The organism is Cupriavidus sp. 21MJTG02-4 (genome assembly GCF_057798975.1).
Map to the genome: position 1 here is coordinate 1 of NZ_JBYOJP010000008.1, position 23,067 is coordinate 23,067.

The following is a 23,067-nucleotide window of genomic DNA, read 5'->3' on the forward strand; positions in this document are numbered from 1 at the left end:
AAGGAAGGCTCCTCGCGCGTGGTCACGCAGTTCCTGGGCCATATCGTGCGCGGCGAACCGATCAAGCTCGTTGACGGCGGTGCGCAGCAGCGCGCGTTTGCCGATATCTCGGACGGTATCTCGGCGCTGATGCACATCATCGAGAACAAGGATGGCGTCGCCAGCGGCAAGATCTTCAACATCGGCAACCCGTCCAACATCCACTCGGTGCGCGAGCTGGCCGAGATGATGCTGAAGATGGCCGCCGACTACCCGGAGTACGCCGAAGAGGCCCGCAAGACGCAGATCATCGAGACCTCGTCGGGCGACTTCTACGGCAAGGGCTACCAGGACGTGCAGCACCGCGTGCCGAAGATCGACAACACCATGCAGGAACTGGGCTGGAAGCCCGAGGTGACGATGGAGCAGGCGCTGCGCCGGATCTTCGAAGCGTACCGCGACAAGGTGGTGGAAGCGCGCACCCTGGTCAGCGACTAAGCCATACGCGGCGCTTGCGCGTCGGCGCGGTCAAAGCCCGCCTTGCGGGCCAGCACAATGGCCTGCGACCGGTTTTCCACTTCCAGTTTGGAAAATATGCTGGTGATGTGGTTGCGGACGGTCTTCTCGCTGAGGTCGAGGCGGGCAGCAATCTGGGCGTTGTCGCGTCCCTGCGCGATCAGCTCGACGATATCGCGCTCCCGGCGCGTCAGCGCCAGGAACGCCGGATCGGCCACCGCCACGGGGGCCGGCAGGAAGTTGTGAACCTCGTCGAGCCAGCGCTGCCACTCGCGTTCGGTTTCGAGCAGAAGGTGATTGCCGCTTTCCAGCGGCACGAAACGTGCGCCGGGAATCTCGCTGGCGATCAGGCGCCCCTCGTCGAACGGCACGCGCGCATCGCGCACCGCATGCAGCACCAGCGTCGGGCAGGACACCCGCGGCAGCAGCGCCACCACGTCGATCTCGTTGAACACCCGCATGAAGCGCGCCGCGTTAACCGGCGAGGTCGAGACCCTTTCCAGTTCATTGAACCACCGGTGCTGCTCGGCCGTGCCGCCGGGAATGAACTGCGTCGTGAAGAACTGGCGGAAGGCGGGGTTCTCCTGGCCCCAGCCAAGTTCGGCAAGCTTGTTCATCAGCTCGGCTTCGTCGCGCAGGTGCGGATTCAGGTGCAGATCGCGCTTGAGCCGCCCGCGCGCGTAGCCGCCATGCAGGATCAGGTGGCTGACCCGCTCCGGGTGCGCCACCGCGTACGCCACGGCAATCGATGCGCCCTGCGAGATACCCAGCAGCGGAAAATGGTCCACACCCGTGGCATCGACGATCGTTTCCAGGTCGCGCAGCCACGCGTCGAACGACAGGTCTTCGACCTCGCGATCGGACAGCCCGCAGCCGCGTTCGTCATAGCGGATCAGCGTGTGGTCGCTGGACAATGCCGTCAGCAGATGGCTCCACACCGGGCTGCCGACATCGAACTCGAGATGGCTCATCCAGTTCGCCGCCTTGACCAGCGGCGGGCCGCTGCCGGTGATGGCATACGCCAGCCGCACGCCTTCGCGGCTGGTGCACAGGCGGATCTGCTGCTTGAACATCGGCATTTCGGCTCAGGCCGCACAGGTTGCCGGCGCGGGCAGCAAACGGCCCACGCAATTGGCGCGCGACGTGACCTACCTAGAGTAGCAAAGGAATCCGCTTGCCGAGATGGCAAAGCGCTGCCACGCCCGGTGAAAACCGGGATCCGGCGCGCCTGGCCTCAGGCCTGCGCCGGCGCGGGCGTGTGGCGGTCATGGCGCACACGCCGCGCGGCGCAGGATCAGCGGGCGAGCATCAGGAAGGTTGCCCTGGGATGGCGAGCGTGACTACGCGTGCTGGACCTCCCGTATCAGGCATGCTCCGCCACGGTCTTCTCCTTGCTGCGCGCGAGCGCCATCGGTGAACGGATCGTAGCGGCCGCCCTGCCGGCTGCCGTCGGTGTAAGCATCAGGTTTGCCCATGCGCATCGCGCCCTGGTCAGCGCCCGAGCCATCGACCGCGCACACGGACATGCCCTGACGAGCGATGACGGGCTGCGCTTCGGTTCGCGCTTCGGTTCGCGCTTCGGTTCGCGCTTCGATTCCCGTATCGGCCTGTGCTGCGCCGCGGGCGCCATCGGTGAAAGGATCGCGAGGGCCGTGATGGCCCGGCGCGGCAGCGGCCCGTGGGGCTTCGCCACGCACGTCGGCGTGGGCCATGCTGCAAAGCCCGGCGGCGAGTGCGGCGGCGGCAAGCATGGTCTTGGCAAGGTTCATACGCATGGATGACTCCAGACAGGACCCGCCGGACCGCCTCGCACGGCACCGGGGTACGGCATGGCCTTGTACAGGCGATCTCGCTCGATGAGCACCTTCAGAACGGGCCGCACGGTGATCGCCTTTGCCGTGCCTGGCCGAGGTCGGCGCGCGTTTGCCGCCATCCCATCGTGGCGGCGCCGGCGTACCGGACTGCCGTGTCGTGTCAACTTTGCAGGCAGGCCGCATGGCTGCAGCGGCGCCGGACAAGCAGAAGAAGGCATTGTCGGCCGCCCGCCAGGCGCACACATGAGGCGCTTGTCCCAACTCGGGCCCGACTGCGTTTGCCGACCGCAGGCATGGCGGGACCCATGCCCCGGATCCCCTCCGCCACGGCCATGCGCATGGCGGAGATATCCACCGCGCAAGCGGTTGCGGCGCATGCGGACCGCACCCGTCATCACTGGTCTCGCGCACTGCGCGCTCAACGGGGTGGCAAGTGAGGCCAAGCCGTCGAACCGGGACCGATGTCCCGCCAGCGGCCGGCAAAGCTGCCGCGTCAGGCCACCCGATCGGGACGTGCGCCTCATGCCGTGACGGCCCGATGCGTGAATGATTCGCTCACCGTCAATCGCGACGGCGCTATCCCGACAGGAGTTGCCATGCAAGACCTCGCCCCGACCACCGACACGCAGCGCTATGCCCGCTGCATCGCCGCATCCCGCCGCATTCGCTGGGACATCGACCGCGACGTGATCCGCGACCGCAGTTTCGACCTGAACCACAAGTTCCTGCCGGACGGCCTGTCGCTGGTCGATGAGCTCACCTTCCTCACGCCGGACGAACAACGCTTCCTGAGCCAGGTGCAGGGGCGCACGTACGCCAATATGTTCGGGCTGGTCGAGCGCTTCGTCAGCGCGAAGATCCTGGAGCTGACGCAGAACCACCGCCTGGGCGACCAGACCGCGCTGGAAGCGCTGATCCGCTTCACTGACGAAGAGCTGAAGCACCAGGAACTGTTCCGCCGCATCGAGCGCCTGGTGGCGGCGCACATGCCCGCCGGCTACCACTTCGATGCCGCGCCGAACGACGTCGCCGCTTTCGTGCTCGGCAAGCGGACCTGGGCCGTGCTCGCGATGACGTGCCAGCTCGAGCTGTTCTCGCAGGCGCACTACCGTGCCAGCATCGGCATGGCACCGGACCTGTCCGAGTTGTACAAGGATGTGTTCCTGTTCCACTGGCGCGAGGAGTCGCAGCACGCCATCCTCGACGAACTGGAGTGGAAGCGTGAAGACCTGCGCATCTCCGCCGCCGAGCGCGATGCCGCCGTGGACGACATGATCGCGCTGGTCGCCGGCATGGACGAGATCCTGCAAGCCCAGGCCAGTGCCGATGCGGAATACTTCCTGCGCGTGACCGGCAAGCCCGCGGAATCGGCCCAGGCCACGCAGGTGCGAGAACTCCTGCTCAAGGCCTATCGCTGGACCTATATCGTCACTGGCGTGCTGGAGCCGCGCTTCGGCAAGCTGCTGGGTGACATGATCAGCCCGGCACAGGCCGCGCGCATCGAGGCAGCCATGGCCCCGCTGATGTACGCCATGCCTGCTGCCGGCCAGCCCTCACCGGCCATGGCGGCCTGACGCCGCTGAAACGACGAAGCCCCCGCAGGGCGCGCCTGGGGGGCTTCGTACTGCCGTGGCTCAGATCAGATCTCGACCTTGGTGCCGAGCTCGACCACGCGGTTGGCGGGAATCTGGAAGAAGTCCGACGGCTTGGCGCCGTTCTGATGCATCCACGCGAACAAGCTCTCGCGCCACATCGACATGCCCGGCAGCTTGGACGGAATGACCGATTCGCGCGCGATGAAAAAGGACGTCTCCATCAGCTCGAACTGCATGCCGAGCTTGCGCTGGGCCAGGTCCAGCACCTTGTGCACGTCCGGGGTTTCCTTGAAGCCATAGTCCGACTTCAGAATGTACACGCCGCCGCCCAGGTCCTTGCAGCTCAGGCGATGCTCGTCGTCGACATACGGAATGTCGCGCGTGACAAAGCTGAGGAAGACCACGCGTTCATGCAGCACGCGGTTGTGCTTGAGGTTGTGCAGCAGCGACACCGGCACCGACTCGGTATTGCCGGTCAGGAACACGGCCGTGCCTTCGACGCGGTGCGGCGGGTGCGCCAGCAGGCCGGCAATGAACGGCTCCAGCGGGATGCCGTCTTCGAGGCTGCGTGCGCGCAACAGCTTGCGGCCGCTGTACCAGGTCATCAGCAGGAAGAACGCCATGCTGCCCAGCAGGAGCGGGAACCAGCCGCCTTCGGCGATCTTGAGCAGGTTCGCGGCGAAGAATGCCAGATCCACCAGCAGGAACGACAGCCCCAGCAGCGTCACGAGCGCCGGGTTCCACTTCCAGACGTTCCGCATGACCACCGCCGCGAGGAAGGTGGTGATGACCATGGTAGTGGTCACGGCGATGCCGTAGGCCGCCGCCAGGTTCTCCGACTTCTTGAAGGAGACCACCACGGCCACGACCAGCACCAGCAGGATCCAGTTGATGACCGGCAGGTAGATCTGCCCGATCTCGGCCGCCGACGTGTAGCGCACGCGCATGCGCGGCACGAAGCCGAGCTGGATGGCCTGGCTGGTCAGCGAGAACGCGCCCGAGATCACGGCCTGCGACGCAATCACCGTGGCGCAGGTGGCCAGGAGCACCATCGGGATCAGCAGCGGTTCCGGCACCATCAGGTAGAACGGGTTCTCTGCGCCAGCCGGGTTGTGCATCAGCATCGCGCCCTGGCCGAAATAGTTCAGCATCAGGCACGGCATGACCAGCACGAACCAGCCATAGCGGATCGGGCGCGCGCCGAAGTGGCCCATGTCGATGTACAGCGCCTCGGCGCCCGTCAGGACCAGGAACACGGAGCCCAGCACGATAAAGGCCAGCAGCGAATGCTCGAACAGGAACGAGATCCCGTAGTACGGGTTGACGGCCTTGAGGATCTCCGGCGCCTGCACCAGGTTGTACACGCCGAGCAGGCCGAGCGTCACGAACCACACCACCATGATCGGCCCGAACAGCTTGCCCACCGCCGATGTGCCATTGCGCTGGATCAGGAACAGAGCCACCAGGATGATCAGCGTGATCGGTATCACGTACCGGGACAGCTGTGGCGCGGCGATTTCCAGCCCCTCCACCGCCGACAGCACCGAAATGGCCGGCGTGATCACCGCATCGCCATAGAACATGCACGCGCCGAAGATGCCCAGCATCATCAGCACCCTGGCCCAGCGCGAGCGTGGCGCCGCCGTGCGCAGCACCAGTGCCATCAGCGCCAGCACCCCGCCTTCGCCGTTGTTGTCCGCACGCATCACGAACACCACGTACTTGATCGAGACCACGATGATCATGGCCCAGAACAGCAGCGAAATGATGCCCAGCACCGCATCGGGACTGAACGGGATGCCGTGCTCCTTGCTGAAGCACTCCTTGAGCGAGTACAGCGGGCTGGTGCCGATGTCGCCGAACACGACGCCGATGGCGCCGATCACCAGCGCGCGCGTGCTCGGGCTTTCGACAAAGTAGTGGCTGGTGGTTGCGGTTTGGGTGGTCATGAATTCTGGTCTGAACGACCGGTTCGCGGACAGTGGTCAGGCTTATCCGGAACTCGGCCAGACACAGCAGCCGCCGATCGGCCGCCTCCCTGCTCTTCTGTAGTTCTATTGCGTTGCACAAACGGGCGCATTCTAGAGCAACTGTGGTCCGTCGGCCACTGACGATCTGCCCCATACCGCGGGTGGAACGCATCAAGCATGGGAGGGAAGTGGCGGATGGTCAAGTCCCGCCAGCAAATCGGGAGAACTCGGCCCGCGTGGGCGCGACGTTGCGATGCCGCCACATCCCGTGGCTTATAAGGCTCATTTTCCTGGCCGGGATTTCATACCCCCAGGTAGCGATCCAGGGCCTCCGGCCGCGCCACCAGCTCCGTGGCGGGTCCGGTCAGGACGACACGCCCCTTTTCCAGCACCACCACGCGGTCCGCATTGGCCAGCACCGAGCGGAAGTTGCGGTCCACGACGACGGAGGCGATGCCGGTGGCCCGAATGGTGGCGATGACTTGCCAGATCTCGCGCACGATACGCGGCGCCAGGCCTTCGGTAGCTTCGTCCAGCACCAGGCAGTCGGGATTGGTCATCAGCGCGCGGCCGATCGACAGCATCTGCTGCTCGCCGCCGGACAGTTGCTGCCCGCCATGGTCCAGGCGCTCCTTGAGCCGCGGAAACAGGTCGAGCACGCGCGCCTCGTCCCAGTCGTGGCGGCCGTTGCAGCCTTTGCGCGCCGCCATGACCAGGTTCTCGCGCACCGACAGGTTCGGAAACACGCCCCGCCCTTCGGGCACGTAAGCCACCCCCAGGCGCGCCACCTCGTAGGGCTGGGCCCGGGAAACTTCGCGCCCCGCCACGTGGATGTTGCCGGTGCGCTGGCGCACATGGCCCAGCAGCGTGCGCAGCAGCGTACTCTTGCCCATGCCGTTGCGGCCGAGCAAGCCCACGGTCTCGCCGATGCCGACGCGAAAATCCACGTCCCGCAGGATATGGCTGGAGCCGTACCAGGCGTTGATGCCGCTGGCTTCGATCATGGCAGCGCTCATGCCGGCACCTCGCTGTCTTCCGCCTCGCCCAGGTAGGCGAGCTGGACTTCGCGGTTGGCGCGGATGGCATCGGGCGTGCCGCTGGCGATGACCGTGCCATTGACCATGACGGTAATGCGGTCGGCAACCGAGAATACGGCGTCCATATCGTGCTCGACCAGCAGGATCGCGTGACCTTCGCGCAGGCCACGCAGCAACGCCAGCATGCGCGACGACTCCTCGGCACCCATGCCTGCCAGCGGCTCGTCCAGCAACAGGGCCACGGGTTGCGTAGCGAGGCACATCGCCACTTCAAGCTGTCGCTTCTGGCCGTGCGCCAGTTCGCTGGCCAGCCGCCCGGCATGCGCAGACAGCCCGGCGCGCTCCATGGCTTCGTCGGCAAGCGCCCCGCTCATGCGGCATTCGCCCGCGCCTTCCCAAAGCCGCCATGCGCGCTGGGCGCGCGACTGCGCCGCCAGCCGGCAGTTCTCGCGCACGGTCAGCGGCAGGAAGATATTGTTGCGCTGGTAGCTGCGGCCAATGCCATGCCGGGCCAGCCGAGGTTGGGACCAGCCTGTCACGTCCCGGCCCTGCAGGTGGAGCTGCCCTTCCGAAGGCGGCAACTCGCCGGAGAGCATGTTGATCAGCGTGGACTTGCCCGCGCCGTTCGTGCCGATCACCGCATGGATCTCGTGCAGCGCCAGCGAGAGATCCACGCCGGCCACAGCGGTCAGGCCGCCAAAACGGCGCGTCAGGCCCGTGGCCTGCAATACCGGTACCGGTGTGCTCATGCGGCCTCCGTGTTGCGAGGGCGGCGGCGATCGCCGCCCGCCTCGTGCGCCGTGTCGTCATCATCGCCCGCGGTCCCGCCATTGCGCGCGCCCGGAGCGCGCATCTTCACGCGCAGCACGGACGGCAGGCTCACCAGCCCGCGCGGCAGCAGCGCCACCGCGACGATGATGAAACCGCCCATCAGCAGTTGCCAGTGCTTGGTCATGGTGCTGAACCACTCGGCCACCAGCACGAAGGAGAAGGCCCCGAGCACCGCGCCGGCCAGGCTGCCCACGCCGCCCAGGATGACCATCAGCATGGCGTTGCCCGACTGGTGCCACGAAGCGATTTCCGGGTTGACGAAGCCGAACTGCACCGCATACAGGAAGCCCGCCAGCCCCGCCAGCATGCCGCCCGCGACGAATGCGCCGAGCTGGTAGCGGTACGTGGCATAGCCTGCGGCGCGCATGCGCTGCTCGTTATGGCGGATGCCCACCAGCGCGTGGCCGAAGCGCGAACGCAGCAGCAATGCCAGGACGACCACGGTCACGCCCATGGCGCCCCAGACCATCCAGTAGAAATGGCTGGGATCGTTGACCGTCATCTGCCGCAAGCCCGGCACCGGGAATTCCGGGCGGAAGTAAATATACGTGCCGTCGCTGCCGCCGGCGATCTTGGTGTCGTGGAAGACGAAATACACCATCTGCGCGAACGCCAGCGTCACCATGATGAAGTACACCCCGCGCGTGCGCAGCACCAGCATGCCGACCAGCATGGCCAGCGCTGCCGCCGCGGCCAGGGCCCCGGCCAGCAGCAGCCAGCCGTTGCCCGGTCCCGATTCAGGCGCCAGGATGGCCGTGGCATAAGCCGCCGCTGCGAAGTAGGCGGCGTGGCCCAGGCTGACCAGGCCGGTATAGCCGATCAGCAACTGCAGCGAGAGCGCGAAGATGGCCATGATCATGACCTTGCTGAGCAGCTCGATATAGAACTTGTTGCTGTCGGCGGTCAGCAGCAGCGGCAGGCTGGCCAGCACCGCGAATGCCACCAGCCACGCGAAAGCGACGCGCGCATTGCCATGCGATGGCGCCGGGGAAAGCTTGGTATCCATATCAACCCGCCTTGAACAGGCCTTGCGGCTTCCACAACAGGATCACCGCCATCAGGAGGTAGATCAGTACGCCTGCCGCATCCTGCCAGAACACCTTGCCGAAGGTGTCGACGAAGCCCAGCAGCAGCGAGGCCACCAGCGCGCCCTTCACCGAACCGATGCCGCCGATCACCACCACCACGAAGCAGACGATCAGCACCTGCGCGCCCATGCCCGGGTACACGGACGACACCGGCGCGGCAATCATGCCCGCCAGCACAGCGAGCGCCACGCCAAGCGCGAACACCACGCGGTACAGCACGGTCACGTTGATGCCCAGGGACTGCACCATTTCACGGTTGGTGGCGCCGGCGCGGATCATCATGCCGAGGCGCGTGCGCCGGATCACGTAATACATGGCCGCCGCCACCAGCAGGCAGACGGCCGAGATGCACAGCCGGTAGATCGGATACGTCATGTCGTTGCCGATCGGCAAAGAGCCGTCGAGCAGCGCGGGTACCGGCACGCCATGCACATCGTCGCCGACCAGGATGCTGCGCAGTTCCTCGAACACCAGGATCAGGCCATAGGTCATCAGCACCTGCTGCAGGTGGTCGCGTTCATAGAGGAAACTGAAGAACACCCATTCGAGCACGTAGCCGAATGCCACGGCCAGTACGATGCCGAGCGGCACGGCGATCAGCAGGTTGCCCGTGAGGCTGGCCAGCGCGAACGCCAGGTAGGCACCGAGCATGTAGAAGCTGCCGTGCGCCAGGTTGATGACGCCCATGATGCCGAAGATCAGCGTCAGGCCGCTTGCCACCAGGAACAGCAGCAGCCCGTACTGCACGCTGTTCAGGCACTGGATCAGGAAAGAGACGATGTCCATGCTGCGTGGGGAAGATGCGCGGTGCGCGACAGGCCGCGCACCAAGGCATCAAGCCGATCGAAAGGTGGAAATCAGAGACGGCAGCCGCGCGCCGGATCCGCGAGCGACTTCACTGCCACGGTGCTCACCTTGTTCTCGCGGCCGTCCACCTTGCGCAGGTAGAAATCCTGCACCGGGTTGTGCGCCTTGGACAGCGTGAAGGCACCGCGCGGGCTGTCCACCTTGGCCGCTTCCATGGCCTTGTAGAGCTCGGCCTTGCGGGACATATCGCCCTTCACGGCGGTCGCTCCGGCGGCCAGCAGCTGCGCGGCGTCGTAGCCCTGCACGGCGTACACGTCGGGCTGCAGCTTGTAGGTCTTGGCATAGTCCAGGCGGAAGCTCTTGTCGCGCGCGTTGCTCAGGCCATCGGCGTAGTGCAGCGTGGTTTCGAGGCCCTGCGCCGCATTGCCCTGCGCTTCCAGCGTGCCATCGGTCAGGAAGCCCGAGGCATAGAGCGGGATCTTGTCCTTGAGCCCGGCGGCGGCCCAATCCTTGACGAACTTGACGGCACCGCCGCCCGCGAAGAAGACAAAGACGGCGTCGGGCTTGAGCGCTGCCACTTCGGTGATCAGCGCCTGGAATTCCACGTTCGGGAACGGCAGGCTCAACTCTTTCACCACCTTGCCGCCCTTGCCTTCGAAGGCATCCTTGAAGCCCTTCACGGATTGCTCGCCAGCCGCGTACTTCCAGGTCAGCGTGACCACCTTCTTCATGCCGCGCTCGGCCAGCACATGGCCCATGGCATAGCCAGGCTGCCAGTTCGAGAACGACGAGCGGAAGATGTTCGCGCCGCACAGCGGACCGGTCGCTTCATCGACGCCGGCGTTCGGGATAATCAGCAGCGTGTTGTTTTCCTTGGCCACCTTGACGATGCCCATCTGCACGCCCGAATGCACCGTGCCGACCACCACGTCGACCTGGTCGCGCTTGATCAGCTTGGTGGCGTTCTCGGGCGCCTTGGCGGGATCGGATTCGTCATCGACCTTGAAGTACTCGATGTCGCGGCCGCCCAGCTTGCCGCCCTGCTGCTGCACGTACATGCGGAAGCCGTTCTCGATGGCCGTGCCCAGTGCCGCATACGTGCCCGTGTAAGGCAGCATGAACCCTACCTTGATCTTCCCGCCCGGCGCGCTTTGCGCCTGGACGGCCCCGGTGGCGGCAAGCATTGCAGCAACGGCAAGGCAGGCAGGCGCGAGCCTGCGCGATGTGAAGCGGTGCATGATGTCTCCTGGTGGTCAAGCCGGCGGCTTTGGAACCGTGATCGGCCCTGCCCCAGGTTCGTTTTGCATGTCCGGACGCATGCCAGGATGCAAACGCGGGGGGCGGGCGACGAATTATTTTAGGTATGAAGTATGTGCGGTTATAAACCGTACCGCCTCCTGCGTCAACGGCGCCGGCTGGTCGCGATGTGGCGAATGACCGCACCGCGCGAGTTTAAGCAAGGCGGTTTGTGGGGCATATCGATGGATACCCTCGATCTGGGCCATGGTGCCGTACTCGTCGTCCTCGCCCTGCACCGCCAGTACCGGGCAGCGTAGTTGCGGCAGCAGCGCATGCAGGTTCCACTGGCGGAACGCGGGGTCGAGCCAGATGTCGTTCCAGCCCCAGAAGACCGAATCCACATCGTCGTGATAGCGCGCCAGGCGGCTGCGCAGGTCGGTCTGCAGGTAGGCCTGGCGCGCGGCTTCGATGCTGCGCACGGAGCGGTCCTCGACGACGATATGCGGAGCCAGCACCGTGATGCCATCCACGGCATCGGGAAAGCTCGCGGCGTGGATCAGCGCGATCGAGCCGCCGTCGCTGTGGCCGAACAGCCATGGCTTGCCACGGCTGCGGCCGGGACCGATATCGAGCGCGTCGAACAGCGCCGGCAACGCCTCGCGCGCCTGCCGGTGCATGAAGTCGACGCCCCACTTCTCGTCGTGCGGCCGCGGCGTGGAGCGCCCGTAGCCGTAGCGCGAGAACACCAGTCCACGGAAGTCGCCGGCCTCGCAGAAGCGCTGCGGAAAATCGCGCCACATGCTGACCGAGCCCAGCCCTTCATGCAGAAACACCACGAGCGGACGCCCCGTGCGCTCCGCGCGCAGCCACTGGTGCTCGATGCGGATGCAGCGGCCATCAAACGGAATGTCGACCCAATCGGTGTGCATGCCGTCCCTGTCGTCAGGCATTGGCGGCGGCCGTTGCGTGCCGCGCCGCTTCCTCGCGCTGGCGCAGCCGGAAGCGCTGGATCTTGCCCGTGGCGGTCTTCGGCAATTCCTCGACGCATTCGATCTGCCGCGGATACTTGTACGGCGCGAGCCGCGACTTGACGAAGGCCTGCAACTCGGCAGCCATGCCCGCGTGCCATTGCTGCCCGGGCCGCATCACGACAAAGGCCTTCGGCTTGACCAGGTCATCGGCATCGGCCACGCCAATCACCGCCGCTTCCAGAATTGCCGGATGCTGGGCGAGCGCGGCTTCGACCTCGAATGGCGAGACATAGATGCCGCCGACCTTGAGCATGTCGTCGCTGCGTCCGGCGTAGATGTAATAGCCGTCGGCATCCTGCAAATACTTGTCGCCACTGCGCGTCCATTCCCCCACGAACGTGTCGCGACTCTTGTCGCGGTTGCACCAGTACATCAGCGCCGCAGATGGCCCCTTGATGTACAGATCGCCGATCTCGCCGGGCTGGCTGGGTTCGCCGAGCTCGTCGAGCAGCTTGAGTTCATAGCCGGGCACGGGCTTGCCGGTGGTGCCGTAGCGCACGTCTCCCGGCCGGTTCGACAGGAAGATATGCAGCATCTCGGTGGAGCCGATGCCGTCCAGGATGTCGCAGCCGAAGTGGGCGCGGAAGCGCTCGCCGATATCCCGCGGCAAGGCCTCGCCGGCCGAGGTGCAGACGCGCAGGGCCACATCGCTGCGCGGCGGCAGCTCCGGCGCGGCAAGCATGCCGGCAAACAGCGTTGGTACGCCGCAGAACACCGTCGGCCTGTGTTCGCGCAGGCGCCGGAACACCGCAGGCGGTGTCGGACGTTCCGACATCAGCACCGTGGTGGCGCCGACCGACAGCGGAAACGTCAGCGCATTGCCAAGACCATAGGCAAAAAAGAGCTTCGCCGCCGAGAACACCACGTCGTCTTCGCGCAGGCCCAGCACGCGGTGCGCATACAGGTCGGCGGTATGGAACAGGTTGGCGTGCGTATGCACGGTGCCCTTGGGGCGGCCCGTGGAACCGGACGAATAGAGCCAGAACGCCATGTCGTCCGGACCGGTGCTGACCGCCGGCGGCGCCGACCGCGTGCGCGCCACGACGGCCTCAACGCTGCAGCTGGGTGCCGAGTCCTGATGCGGCCCCGCCTGGATCACCAGCGGCGACAGGCCGCTCTTGGCGATCGCGGCCTTCATGGTCGGCAGCAAGGCCTCGGACACCACCACCGCACGCGCGCCGCAGTGGTCGAGCATGTAGGCGTAGTCCTCCGCCGTCAGCAGTGTGTTGACCGCGACCGGCACCACGCCCGCGAGCAGGCAACCCAGGAACACCGTCGGAAAATCGATGGTATCGAGCGCGCACAGCAGCAGCCGCTCTTCGCGCCGGAAGCCGGCGTCATGCAGCGCGGCGGCAAAGCGGCGGCTGCGCGCATCGAGCTCGGAGAAGGTCAGCGTGCCGGCATCGTCGACATACGCAATCTTGTCGCCACGGCCAGCGGCCAGGTTGCGGCCGAGCAGGTCGGCGGCCGCGTTGTACCGGGCTGGCAAGGCGGTGATGCCGGCTTCGGCAGGTCCGGGCGAATGCGATACACCCGCCGGCGAACCGGCAGCGGTATTGGGGGGCGTCATGTCTCCACTCCTTGGTGTCGCCCGCTGCCGGCGCAAGCACCGGAGGCGCGGCGCCGTCAGGCCGGTCGCTCTAGGATTGCCGGTGCGCTGAGGCGATCGCAGCGGCTTGTTGATGCATTTTATTTCATATCGCCTATCATGCAAGTCAGTAGATGCACTATATGACACCGGAGCGCCGGCCCAGCCCAACAGACTCCCTTATAATTCGCCTCTTTTTTCCGGCCGGATGCTGCACAAGAGCCGGCCAAACCGCTTGATTCGCCCGCCATGCGCCGAGACCCCGAACCGCTGCCCTCGCCTGATGCCCAAGCCACCGGCGCCAATGGCGAACGCGATCCCTATCTCACGCAACTGGGCGAACGCATCCGCTCGTTGCGGGCCGCGCGCGGCATGTCGCGCAAGGACCTGGCGCGCGGCGCGGATGTCTCGGAGCGCTACCTCGCCAACCTGGAGACCGGCACGGGCAATGCCTCCGTGCTGTTGCTGAGGCAGGTCGCGCGGGCGCTCGATGTGCCGCTGCCTGTCGTGCTGGCGGAGGTGGACGGGCTCAACGGCCAGCAGGCCACCGAGTTCGCGCGGATGGTGCAATGGCTGGCACAACTGCCCGCGGGCGACCTGGCGCGCGCGCGGGAAGCTTGCCGCCATGCGCTCGCCCCCGCCGAATCGCGTGATGCGCGCCATCGCCGGATTGCCCTGATCGGCCTGCGCGGCGCGGGAAAATCCACGCTTGGCCGCGCCCTGGCGGCTTCCGAAGACATGCCGTTCGTCGAACTCAACAATGTGATCGAGCAGGAAGCCGGCGCCAGCCTGTCGGAGATCCATTCACTGTACGGCCAGGCTGCGTACCGCCGCTACGAGATGCGCGCGCTGGAACGCGCGCTGCGCGAGCACGACAGCATGGTGCTGGCCACGCCGGGCAGCCTCGTCTCCGAGCCAGCCACCTTTAACCTGCTGCTCGCGCGCTGCTACACGGTATGGGTCAAGACCTCGCCGGAAGAGCATATGGCCCGCGTGGTGGCCCAGGGCGACATGCGCCCGATGCAAGGCAACCGCGAAGCCATGACCGACCTGCGCCGCATCCTCCAGGCACGCACGCCGCTCTACGCCCGCGCCGACATTGCCCTGGACACCAGCGGACAAGACGTCCACACCTCGCTGCAGGGACTGCGCGCCCAGCTTCCCAACGTCACCGCCTGAGGCGGCACCGCTTGCCCGCGCCGGAGGCACAGAAAGGGATTGCGCCGCCCGACACCATGCACTATATTTCATTAAAAGCCGCAAGGCACTATAGTGCATCAAGGAGACAGCCATGTCCGCGCCGGCCACCGCCCCAAGCCAAGCATCAGACCAACCCGTCACTTTCGAACGCCGCCCCGATCAATACCGCCACTGGAAGCTCACATTCGACGGCCCGGTTGCCACGCTGGCGATGGACGTCGACGAAGAAGGCGGGTTGCGGCCGGGCTACACGCTGAAGCTGAACTCTTACGACCTCGGCGTCGACATTGAACTGCACGACGCCCTGCAGCGCATCCGCTTCGAGCACCCGGAAGTGCGCACGGTGGTGATGACCAGCGCGCGCGACCGCATCTTCTGCTCGGGCGCCAATATCTTCATGCTCGGCCAGTCGTCGCATGCGTGGAAAGTGAACTTCTGCAAGTTCACCAACGAGACGCGCAACGGTATCGAGGACGCCAGCCGGCACTCCGGACTGAAGTTCATCGCCGCCTGCAACGGCACCACGGCGGGCGGCGGATATGAGTTGGCGCTGGCGTGCGACGAGATCGTGCTGGTCGACGACCGCTCGTCCGCCGTCAGCCTGCCCGAAGTGCCGCTGCTGGGCGTGCTGCCGGGCACCGGCGGCCTGACGCGCGTGACGGACAAGCGCCATGTGCGCCGCGATCATGCCGACATCTTCTGCACCACGACCGAAGGCGTGCGCGGGCAGCGCGCCAAGGACTGGAAGCTCGTGGACGACGTGGTCAAACCCGCCCGCTTTGCCGACTATGTCGCCGAACGCGCCGCCGCGCTGGCCGCCACCAGCGATCGCCCGCAAGGTCACCATGGTGTCGAACTGACACCGCTGTCGCGCACGGTGGAAGACGACGGCTATCGCTACGACACCGTTCGGGTCCATTTCGACCGCGCCGCGCGCAAGGCAACCATCACGGTCTTCGGGCCGGACCGCCACCAGCCGACGGATCTGGCTGGCGTCGTGTCCGCAGGCGTGCAGTGGTGGCCGCTCAAGATGGCGCGCGAACTCGATGACGCCATCCTGACGCTGCGGACCAACCATCTCGATATCGGCATGTGGATCATGAAGACCGATGGCGACCCCGCCGCAGTGCTGGCCGCCGATGCCCTGATGGAAGCGCACGCCAGCCACTGGTTCGTGCGCGAAACCATCGGCATGCTGCGCCGTACGCTGGCACGGCTGGACGTGTCTTCGCGCAGCTTGTTCGCACTGATCGAGCAGGATTCATGCTTTGCCGGCACGCTGCTGGAACTGGCGCTGGCGGCTGACCGCAGCTATATGCTGCACTTGCCCGATGCACCGGATGACGCGCCACGCGTGTTTCTGAGCGAAGCCAACTTCGGCCGCTACCCGATGCCAAACGGCCTGTCGCGGCTGGCCGCGCGCTTCTATCAGGACGAAGCCGCCATCGCCGCCGCGCGCGAGCACATCGGCGCGCCGCTGGACGCGCTCAGCGCGGATTCGCTTGCCCTGATCACTGCGGCACCCGACGACATGGACTGGGAAGACGAGATCCGCATTGCGGTCGAAGAGCGCGCCAGCCTGTCGCCCGATGCGCTCACCGGCCTCGAAGCCAACCTGCGCTTCGGCCCCGGTGAAACCATGGAAACCCGCATCTTCGGCCGCCTGACGGCATGGCAGAACTGGATCTTCAACCGCCCCAACGCGGTGGGGGAAAACGGCGCGCTCAAAGTATTCGGTTCAGGCAACAAACCCCGCTTTGACTGGAACCGCGTCTGACGCCATCACACCCCGACAAGGACAAGGAGACACCCCGTGAGCATCGACTACAGCCAGAAGATCCCCAACAACGTCAACCTGGCGGACGATCGCGCGCTGCAGCGCGCACTGGAGCACTGGCAGCCGGCGTTCCTGGACTGGTGGCGCGACATGGGGCCGGAAGGCTCGCACAACTTTGACGTGTACCTGCGCACTGCGGTGTCGGTCGACCCGTCGGGCTGGGCGCATTTCGACTACGTGAAGATGCCCGACTACCGCTGGGGCATCTTCCTGCAGCCCGCCGATGCGGCGCGGCAGATCCATTTCGGCGAGCACAAGGGCGAAGCCGCGTGGCAGGACGTGCCCGGCGAGCATCGCGCCAACCTGCGCCGCATCATCGTCACGCAGGGCGATACCGAACCGGCCTCGGTCGAGCAGCAACGGCACCTCGGCCTGACCTGCCCGTCGCTGTACGATCTGCGCAATCTATTCCAGGTGAACGTCGAGGAAGGCCGCCACCTGTGGGCCATGGTGTATCTGCTGCACCGCTATTTCGGCCGCGACGGGCGCGAGGAAGCGGAGGCGCTGCTGGACCGCCGCTCGGGCGACCAGGACAACCCGCGCATCCTGGGCGCGTTCAACGAGCGCACGCCGGACTGGCTGTCGTTCTTCATGTTCACCTACTTCACCGACCGCGACGGCAAGTTCCAGCTGTGCGCGCTGGCCGAGTCGGGCTTCGATCCGCTCGCGCGCACCACGCGCTTCATGCTGACCGAGGAGGCGCACCATATGTTCGTGGGCGAATCGGGCGTGTCGCGCGTGATCCAGCGCACCTGCGAGGTCATGCGCGAGCGCGATATCCATGATCCGGCCGACGTGCGCGCCGCGGGCGTGATCGACCTGGAGACCATCCAGCGCTACCTGAACTTCCACTACAGCGTCACCATCGACCTGTTCGGCGCGGACCAGTCGTCCAATGCCGCCATCTTCTACAGTGCGGGACTGAAGGGCCGCTTCGAGGAAGGCAAGCGCACCGACGACCACGTGCTCAAGAGCGACGTCTACCGCGTGCTCGAAGTGCGCGACGGCCAGCTCGGCGAACGCGAGGTGCCGATGCTCAACGCGCTCAATGAAGTGCTGCGCGACGACTACATCCGCGATTCGATCGGCGGTGTGGCGCGCTGGAACAAGGTGATCGAGAAGCATGGCATCCCGTTCCGGCTGACCGTGCCCCACAAGGCCTTCAATCGCAAGATCGGCACGCTTTCCAACGTGCGTGTATCGCCAACCGGAGAGGTGCTGACCGAAGCGCAGTGGCAGGCCAACGCACCCAAATGGCTGGCCACGGAAGCCGACCGCGCCTATGTCGCCTCGCTGATGGGCCGCGTGGCCGAGCCGGGCAAATATGCGAACTGGATCGCGCCGCCGGCCGTCGGCGTCAATCGCCAGCCGATGGATTTCGAGTACGTGCGGTTCAACTGACCGACTGCATCGAGCGCAACACATCAAGAAAGACAGCACTGTCAGCCCCGGGGCCGCATATGGCCCCGCCCACATGGAGACATACCATGGGCGCCCCCGAAATCATCAAGCAGCACCTGATCGATCCGGAAATCTGCATTCGCTGCAATACCTGCGAGGACACCTGCCCGATCGATGCCATCACCCATGATTCGCGCAATTACGTGGTGAAGGCCGACGTCTGCAACGCCTGCAACGCCTGCCTGTCGCCCTGCCCGACCGGCGCCATCGACAACTGGCGCACCATGCTCAAGGGCCAGGCCTACCCGATCGAGGAACAGCTCCTGTGGGACGAGTTGCCAGCCGAGGTACCCCTGCCGGCAGCCGATCTCGATGCCGCGGGCACCGCTGAAGCCGTGCGCGCCGACACTGTCGCCGCGGCCGATGAGAGCGGCGTGACGGTGCAGGCCGTGGAAACGAGCCACCACACGTCATCGCGCGCGCCGTGGTCGGCGGCCCACCCGTACGCGAACCTGCACGGCGTGCGCGCGCCGTTGACGGCCACGGTGGCGGGCAACTACCGGCTGACCGCGGAGGGTGCCTCCAGCGATATCCACCATATCGTGCTGGATTTCGGCACGCACTTCTTCCCGGTGCTGGAGGGGCAGGCCATCGGCATCCTGCCGCCGGGCACCGACGCCGCCGGCAAGCCGCACTACATCCGCATGTATTCGATTGCGAGCCCGCGCGATGGCGAGCGCCCGGGCTACAACAACCTGGCGCTGACGGTGAAGCGCGTCGAAGAAGACCATGACGGCAATCCGGTGCGCGGCGTGGCGTCGAACTTCCTGTGCGACCTGTCCAAGGGCGACACGGTGCAGGTGGTGGGGCCGTTCGGCACCACGTTCCTGATGCCGAACCATCGCGAGGCCAGCATCATGATGGTGTGCACCGGCACGGGCTCTGCTCCCATGCGTGCCATGACCGAACGCATGCGGCGCAATATGGAGCACTTCGGCGGCCGCCGCATGCTGTTCTTCGGCGCCCGCAACGCGCGCGAGCTGCCCTATTTCGGTCCCCTGCTTAAGCTGCCTAAAGATTTCCTCGACATCCACTTCGCTTTCTCGCGCGATGCCGAAGTGCCGCGTCGCTATGTGCAAGACGCAATCCGGGAAGCGTCCTGCGGCGTGGCTGCCTTGCTGGCCGATCCGCATGGCCATGTCTACATCTGCGGCCTGAAGGGCATGGAGGAAGGCGTGCTGTCGGCCTTTGGCGAGGTGTGCGCTGCGGCCGGCCAGTCCTGGCAGCAACTGGAGGCCACCATGAGGAGCGAAGGTCGCCTGCATATCGAGACCTACTAAGGGCGGGCGTCGCATCTGGGACTTCCCTTCTGAAATGACTCGCCTATAATGTTTCTGAAGAAACAGGAGCAGAGGCGATGCAATCCAGGCGAATTCCGGAAGCAGAACCCGCCAGCGGTCCCGACCCTGGCGCCACGCTGACCAAGGCCGTCATGCGCGCGGCCGGCTTCCTGGGCATCAGCCAGGCGATCGTCGCCAGCGTGCTCGGCATCAGCACGGCGTCGGTTTCACGTATGGCGTCCGGCCTGTATATCCTCGACAAGCATCGCAAGGAGTGGGAATTCGGCGTGCTGTTCGTTCGGCTGTTCCGCTCGCTCGATGCCATCCTCGGGCATGGCGACCAGGCCCGGCTATGGCTGACCAACGAGAACCTCGCGCTTGGCGGCAAACCCCTTGAAATGATCCGCACCACCGAAGGTCTCGTTCGTGTCGTTCACTACCTGGACGCCACCCGCGGTCGCGTCTGAGCGCCGGCCGTTCGCGCTCAGCCTCTGGCGTGCGGTGGAAGCCCAGCACGTGGTGTCGACCATGCCGCTGGTCGACAGCCTCGAGGAGCAGGCCGTGCTGGAAGCCGTGCTCGATGCCGGCAAACCCGCCGTGCCGGCCGAAGCGCGCCATCTCCACTATCTGCTCTTCACGCCGTTCCGCTATCCTCCATCGCCGTGGGGCTCGCGTTTCCGGGCCGCGCAGGACCCGGGGGTGTTCTATGGCGCCGAGGAAATCCGCACCGCCTGCGCAGAACTCGGCTACTGGCGCTGGCGCTTCCTGAACGACAGTCCGGCCCTGCCCCGCATTGACGCGCGCGCCCAGACCCTGTTCGAAGTCAGCGTGCGTACCGATGGCGTGGCACTGGACGCGCCGCCTTTCGACCGGGACAGCGCGCACTGGATGGACCCCGACAGCCACGAAGCCTGCCAGGCATTCAGCCGCGTCGCCCGCGAAACGGGCATCGGCCTGATCCGCTACACCTCGGTGCGCGACCCGCGGCATGGACCTTGCGGCGCCGTGATGACTCCCCGTGCGTTCGCGCATCCGCAACCGCTGACCACCACCACGTGGATGCTGACCGTGCGGCGCGAACGGGTGATCTGGCAACGCGACGACCTGCTGCAACGCGACAGCTTCGAGTTCGCCGCGTCGCTGTGGCAACGCACAAGCGAAAGCCCGACAGAAGGCTGAACCTTGCCAGCGGCCCGGCCGTCTAATGGTTATGGCAGGCGGCATTGTCCGGTGCGTCACAATTTTTTCAGCTAGATGTTGCAATGCGGCGGCCGGTGCCTTATAATCTTTTCTTCGACGGACGCGGGGTGGAGCAGTTGGCAGCTCGTCGGGCTCATAACCCGAAGGTCGCAGGTTCAAGTCCTGCCCCCGCAACCAAAGCATCAAAGCGTCGAATCAGCAAAGCCCGCCATCGCGGGCTTTTTGCTTTCCGGGTCTCCTGGTCCAGCAACGCACGCACTGGCGCCTTGCCTCTCCGGCATGCGGGCCGCGCGGTGATACACTTTGCCCCATTCCTCCCGGACGCCCCTCATGAAATTCTGCTCGAACTGTGGCCATGCGGTTGTGTTGCGCGTACCAGACGGCGACAACCGCCCGCGCAGCATTTGTGACAACTGCGGCACCATCCACTACGTGAATCCGCGCAACGTGGTCGGCACGATCCCCGTCTGGGAAGACAAGATCCTGCTGTGCAAGCGCGCGATCGAGCCGCGCTATGGCTTCTGGACGCTGCCCGCCGGCTTCATGGAAATCGGCGAGACCACGGCGCAGGGCGCCTCGCGCGAAACGCTGGAAGAAGCCGGCGCGCGCGTGCAGGTGGGGGAACTGTTCTCGATCCTGAACGTGCCGCACGTGCACCAGGTACACCTTTTCTACCTGGCTACGCTGGACGACCTGGACGTCGACCCCGGCGAGGAAAGCCTGGAAGTGAAGCTGGTGACGGAAGCCGACGTGCCCTGGGATGAACTCGCCTTTCCCACGGTGATCCACACGCTGCGCTGCTTCTTTGCCGACCGTGCCGCCGGCCGCCTGCAGGATGGCAGCTTCCGGCTGCACAGTCTCGATATCGACAAGCCCATGCGCCCGCTGACCAGCCGGGCGACGGTCACTCCCTGATCCAATTTCCCCCGGCCGCCCCAGCATGATTGCCTGGCTGGATCCGCAGGATCCGTTTCCGCCGGTGGAGCGCGCGCTGGGGCCGGCCACCGAAGCGCCGGGCCTGCTGGCCGCGAGCCGCGACCTGTCGCCGCAGCGGCTGCTGCTGGCTTACCGCCAGGGCATTTTCCCGTGGTACTCGGTTGGCCAGCCGGTGCTGTGGTGGAGCACCGATCCACGCATGGTGCTGGCACCGCAGGCACTGAGAATCTCCACCACGTTCCGCAAGACGCTGCGCCGAGTGCTGCGCGACCCCGACTGGGAAATCCGCGTCGACGATGATTTCCTGGCCGTGATGCGCACCTGCGCGCTGACGCCGCGCGAAGGCCAGGATGGCACCTGGATCACCCAGGAGATCATCACGGCCTACAGCGCACTGCATGGCAGCGGCATGGCGCACTCGGTGGAGGCCTGGTATCGCGGCGAACGTGTGGGCGGCCTCTATGGCGTGGCGCTGGGCCGCATGTTCTATGGCGAATCGATGTTCGCGCACCGCACGGATGCCTCCAAGATCGCGCTGGCGGCGCTGTGCGCGTTCCTCGGCAACCACGGCGTGCCGATGATAGACTGCCAGCAGGAAACCGATCACCTGGCCTCGCTTGGCGCGCGCCCGATCTCGCGCGCGGAGTTCCTGGCCCATGTGCGGACTGCCTCGGCACAACCGGCGATCACGCCGTGGCGGTTCGACAAATCGGTGCTGGAGCGGTGGACCGCCACGCCCGCCACCCCGGCCGTCTGACAAGCTGGCTGCATCATCCGCCCCAGGTCCGAGCCATGAGCAAGCTGAAGGAGCTTCCGCTTTCCGCGCTGCAGTTCTATGCCACGGCGCCCTACGCCTGCAGCTATCTCGAAGGCCGCATGGCCCGCTCGCAGGTGGCGACGCCGGCCCACCTTATCAATGCGGACGTCTACTCGCGGCTGGTGCGCGCGGGCTTCCGCCGCAGCGGCATCTTCACCTACCGGCCGTATTGCGATGAATGCCACGCCTGCACGCCGTGCCGCGTGCTGGTCGACCAGTTCGAACCGGACCGCTCACAGCGCCGCGCCTGGCGCCGCCACGGCCACCTGCAAGCGCTGGTGGCGCCGCTGACGTACGTCGAAGAGCACTACGCGCTGTACCTGCTCTACCAGTCGATGCGCCACGCCGGCGGCGGCATGGACCAGGACAGCCGCGACCAGTACGAACAGTTCCTTCTGCAGAGCCGCGTCAACTCGCGCCTGGTGGAGTTCCGCGAACCGCCGGGCTCGCCCGAGGCCGGCAAGCTGCGCATGGTGAGCATGATCGACGTGCTCGATGACGGCCTGTCATCGGTCTACACCTTCTACGATCCGCTCGCGCGCAACGCCAGCTACGGCACCTACAACATCCTCTGGCAGATCCGCCAGACGCACGAACTTGGCCTGCCGCACCTGTACCTGGGCTACTGGATCGCCGAAAGCCGGAAGATGGCCTACAAGGCACGTTTCCGCCCGCTTCAGGTGCTGACCGGCAACCAGTGGCAGGCGTTCGAGGACGACGCGCGCAGCACCCCGTCGGCCGCATCGGAAGACGCTCCCGGCCCCGCGCAGGAATAGCCAGCGGTAGCGGGCAGGCACGGCCGCCCGGCGCGCGGGCAAGCGCCCCAGCCGCTACAATGCCG

At 66.1% G+C, this 23,067-nt stretch carries 21 protein-coding genes and 1 tRNA gene; 12 read left to right on the forward strand and 10 right to left on the reverse strand.

The window, feature by feature from the left end; all coding sequences use genetic code 11:
* Positions 1-477, forward strand: a 477-nt coding sequence (locus AC3FKH_RS17095; protein ID WP_488677063.1) for an NAD-dependent epimerase/dehydratase family protein, incomplete at its 5' end; no start/stop codon positions are given.
* On the opposite strand, the gene AC3FKH_RS17100 is transcribed toward AC3FKH_RS17095, so the two are convergent.
* Together AC3FKH_RS17100 and AC3FKH_RS17105 are read right to left on the reverse strand one after the other, a co-directional pair.
* Positions 474-1,574 (reverse strand): alpha/beta fold hydrolase, encoded by a 1,101-nt coding sequence (locus AC3FKH_RS17100; RefSeq protein WP_488677064.1) that lies wholly within the window; start codon positions 1,572-1,574, stop codon positions 474-476. The two genes, AC3FKH_RS17095 and AC3FKH_RS17100, sit on opposite strands and share 4 nt — an antisense overlap.
* A gap of 261 nt (positions 1,575-1,835) precedes the next feature.
* Entirely contained in the window at positions 1,836-2,264 is a 429-nt protein-coding gene (locus AC3FKH_RS17105; protein WP_488677065.1) for a hypothetical protein, read from the reverse strand.
* Positions 2,265-2,905: 641 nt separating this feature from the next.
* Here AC3FKH_RS17105 and AC3FKH_RS17110 point away from each other — a divergent pair.
* Positions 2,906-3,883, forward strand: a complete 978-nt coding sequence (locus AC3FKH_RS17110) for a hypothetical protein (RefSeq protein WP_488677066.1) — start codon at positions 2,906-2,908, stop codon at positions 3,881-3,883.
* 65 nt (positions 3,884-3,948) lie between these two features.
* On the opposite strand, the gene AC3FKH_RS17115 is transcribed toward AC3FKH_RS17110, so the two are convergent.
* From AC3FKH_RS17115 to AC3FKH_RS17150, 8 genes are all read right to left on the reverse strand, one after another.
* Complete coding sequence (locus AC3FKH_RS17115) at positions 3,949-5,853, reverse strand: potassium transporter Kup (protein WP_488677067.1); 1,905 nt, start codon at positions 5,851-5,853, stop codon at positions 3,949-3,951.
* Between the two features lie 323 nt (positions 5,854-6,176).
* Positions 6,177-6,890 (reverse strand): ABC transporter ATP-binding protein, encoded by a 714-nt coding sequence (locus AC3FKH_RS17120; RefSeq protein ID WP_488677068.1) that lies wholly within the window; start codon positions 6,888-6,890, stop codon positions 6,177-6,179.
* Entirely contained in the window at positions 6,887-7,660 is a 774-nt protein-coding gene (locus AC3FKH_RS17125) for an ABC transporter ATP-binding protein (protein ID WP_488677069.1), read from the reverse strand. The genes AC3FKH_RS17120 and AC3FKH_RS17125 overlap by 4 nt, the downstream gene beginning before the upstream one ends.
* Positions 7,657-8,748, reverse strand: a complete 1,092-nt coding sequence (locus AC3FKH_RS17130; RefSeq protein WP_488677070.1) for a branched-chain amino acid ABC transporter permease — start codon at positions 8,746-8,748, stop codon at positions 7,657-7,659. Before AC3FKH_RS17130 ends, AC3FKH_RS17125 begins: the two co-directional genes overlap by 4 nt.
* 1 nt (position 8,749) lies before the next feature.
* The gene (locus AC3FKH_RS17135) at positions 8,750-9,616 is read right to left on the reverse strand and encodes a branched-chain amino acid ABC transporter permease (RefSeq protein WP_483711187.1); all 867 of its coding nucleotides are present in this window, start codon (positions 9,614-9,616) and stop codon (positions 8,750-8,752) included.
* Positions 9,617-9,687: 71 nt separating this feature from the next.
* A complete protein-coding gene (locus tag AC3FKH_RS17140; RefSeq protein WP_488677071.1) occupies positions 9,688-10,875 on the reverse strand; it encodes an ABC transporter substrate-binding protein in 1,188 nt (395 codons plus the stop codon).
* Positions 10,876-10,989: 114 nt separating this feature from the next.
* Positions 10,990-11,805, reverse strand: a complete 816-nt coding sequence (locus AC3FKH_RS17145) for an alpha/beta fold hydrolase (RefSeq protein WP_488677072.1) — start codon at positions 11,803-11,805, stop codon at positions 10,990-10,992.
* A 13-nt stretch (positions 11,806-11,818) separates the two neighbouring features.
* Positions 11,819-13,477, reverse strand: coding sequence for a benzoate-CoA ligase family protein (locus AC3FKH_RS17150; protein ID WP_488677073.1), 1,659 nt, complete (start codon positions 13,475-13,477; stop codon positions 11,819-11,821).
* A gap of 267 nt (positions 13,478-13,744) precedes the next feature.
* On the opposite strand from AC3FKH_RS17150, the gene AC3FKH_RS17155 reads away from it, so the two are divergent.
* From AC3FKH_RS17155 to AC3FKH_RS17200, 10 genes are all read left to right on the forward strand, one after another.
* Positions 13,745-14,674, forward strand: a complete 930-nt coding sequence (locus AC3FKH_RS17155; RefSeq protein WP_488677074.1) for a helix-turn-helix transcriptional regulator — start codon at positions 13,745-13,747, stop codon at positions 14,672-14,674.
* Between the two features lie 112 nt (positions 14,675-14,786).
* A complete protein-coding gene (gene boxC, locus AC3FKH_RS17160) occupies positions 14,787-16,472 on the forward strand; it encodes a 2,3-epoxybenzoyl-CoA dihydrolase (RefSeq protein ID WP_488677075.1) in 1,686 nt (561 codons plus the stop codon).
* Between the two features lie 36 nt (positions 16,473-16,508).
* The gene (gene boxB / locus AC3FKH_RS17165; RefSeq protein WP_483731959.1) at positions 16,509-17,933 is read left to right on the forward strand and encodes a benzoyl-CoA 2,3-epoxidase subunit BoxB; all 1,425 of its coding nucleotides are present in this window, start codon (positions 16,509-16,511) and stop codon (positions 17,931-17,933) included.
* Positions 17,934-18,019: 86 nt separating this feature from the next.
* Entirely contained in the window at positions 18,020-19,273 is a 1,254-nt protein-coding gene (gene boxA, locus AC3FKH_RS17170; protein ID WP_488677076.1) for a benzoyl-CoA 2,3-epoxidase subunit BoxA, read from the forward strand.
* A 77-nt stretch (positions 19,274-19,350) separates the two neighbouring features.
* Complete coding sequence (locus tag AC3FKH_RS17175; RefSeq protein ID WP_483731957.1) at positions 19,351-19,740, forward strand: antitoxin Xre/MbcA/ParS toxin-binding domain-containing protein; 390 nt, start codon at positions 19,351-19,353, stop codon at positions 19,738-19,740.
* Positions 19,700-20,452: an RES family NAD+ phosphorylase gene (locus AC3FKH_RS17180; RefSeq protein ID WP_488677077.1), complete on the forward strand. Its 753-nt coding sequence runs from the start codon at positions 19,700-19,702 to the stop codon at positions 20,450-20,452. The genes AC3FKH_RS17175 and AC3FKH_RS17180 overlap by 41 nt, the downstream gene beginning before the upstream one ends.
* A gap of 122 nt (positions 20,453-20,574) precedes the next feature.
* Positions 20,575-20,650, forward strand: a tRNA-Met gene (locus AC3FKH_RS17185).
* Positions 20,651-20,803: 153 nt separating this feature from the next.
* The gene (locus AC3FKH_RS17190) at positions 20,804-21,388 is read left to right on the forward strand and encodes an NUDIX hydrolase (RefSeq protein ID WP_488677078.1); all 585 of its coding nucleotides are present in this window, start codon (positions 20,804-20,806) and stop codon (positions 21,386-21,388) included.
* Positions 21,389-21,413: 25 nt separating this feature from the next.
* Positions 21,414-22,166: a leucyl/phenylalanyl-tRNA--protein transferase gene (gene aat, locus AC3FKH_RS17195; RefSeq protein ID WP_488677079.1), complete on the forward strand. Its 753-nt coding sequence runs from the start codon at positions 21,414-21,416 to the stop codon at positions 22,164-22,166.
* 35 nt (positions 22,167-22,201) lie between these two features.
* A complete protein-coding gene (locus AC3FKH_RS17200; RefSeq protein WP_488677080.1) occupies positions 22,202-23,002 on the forward strand; it encodes an arginyltransferase in 801 nt (266 codons plus the stop codon).
* Positions 23,003-23,067: the final 65 nt, after the last annotated feature.

Excerpts from the sequence above, each read along its gene's own strand:
- AC3FKH_RS17105 (WP_488677065.1), bottom strand. The coding sequence starts at position 2,264 with ATGAACCTTGCCAAGACCATGCTTGCCGCCGCCGCACTCGCCGCCGGG.
- AC3FKH_RS17145 (WP_488677072.1), bottom strand. The coding sequence starts at position 11,805 with ATGCACACCGATTGGGTCGACATTCCGTTTGATGGCCGCTGCATCCGC.
- AC3FKH_RS17155 (WP_488677074.1), top strand. The coding sequence starts at position 13,745 with ATGCGCCGAGACCCCGAACCGCTGCCCTCGCCTGATGCCCAAGCCACC.
- AC3FKH_RS17135 (WP_483711187.1), bottom strand. The coding sequence starts at position 9,616 with ATGGACATCGTCTCTTTCCTGATCCAGTGCCTGAACAGCGTGCAGTAC.
- AC3FKH_RS17100 (WP_488677064.1), bottom strand. The coding sequence starts at position 1,574 with ATGCCGATGTTCAAGCAGCAGATCCGCCTGTGCACCAGCCGCGAAGGC.
- AC3FKH_RS17200 (WP_488677080.1), top strand. The coding sequence starts at position 22,202 with ATGAGCAAGCTGAAGGAGCTTCCGCTTTCCGCGCTGCAGTTCTATGCC.
- AC3FKH_RS17115 (WP_488677067.1), bottom strand. The coding sequence starts at position 5,853 with ATGACCACCCAAACCGCAACCACCAGCCACTACTTTGTCGAAAGCCCG.
- aat (WP_488677079.1), top strand. The coding sequence starts at position 21,414 with ATGATTGCCTGGCTGGATCCGCAGGATCCGTTTCCGCCGGTGGAGCGC.
- AC3FKH_RS17190 (WP_488677078.1), top strand. The coding sequence starts at position 20,804 with ATGAAATTCTGCTCGAACTGTGGCCATGCGGTTGTGTTGCGCGTACCA.
- AC3FKH_RS17130 (WP_488677070.1), bottom strand. The coding sequence starts at position 8,748 with ATGGATACCAAGCTTTCCCCGGCGCCATCGCATGGCAATGCGCGCGTC.
- AC3FKH_RS17110 (WP_488677066.1), top strand. The coding sequence starts at position 2,906 with ATGCAAGACCTCGCCCCGACCACCGACACGCAGCGCTATGCCCGCTGC.
- boxA (WP_488677076.1), top strand. The coding sequence starts at position 18,020 with ATGGGCGCCCCCGAAATCATCAAGCAGCACCTGATCGATCCGGAAATC.
- AC3FKH_RS17120 (WP_488677068.1), bottom strand. The coding sequence starts at position 6,890 with ATGAGCGCTGCCATGATCGAAGCCAGCGGCATCAACGCCTGGTACGGC.
- AC3FKH_RS17150 (WP_488677073.1), bottom strand. The coding sequence starts at position 13,477 with ATGACGCCCCCCAATACCGCTGCCGGTTCGCCGGCGGGTGTATCGCAT.
- AC3FKH_RS17175 (WP_483731957.1), top strand. The coding sequence starts at position 19,351 with ATGCAATCCAGGCGAATTCCGGAAGCAGAACCCGCCAGCGGTCCCGAC.
- AC3FKH_RS17140 (WP_488677071.1), bottom strand. The coding sequence starts at position 10,875 with ATGCACCGCTTCACATCGCGCAGGCTCGCGCCTGCCTGCCTTGCCGTT.
- boxC (WP_488677075.1), top strand. The coding sequence starts at position 14,787 with ATGTCCGCGCCGGCCACCGCCCCAAGCCAAGCATCAGACCAACCCGTC.
- AC3FKH_RS17125 (WP_488677069.1), bottom strand. The coding sequence starts at position 7,660 with ATGAGCACACCGGTACCGGTATTGCAGGCCACGGGCCTGACGCGCCGT.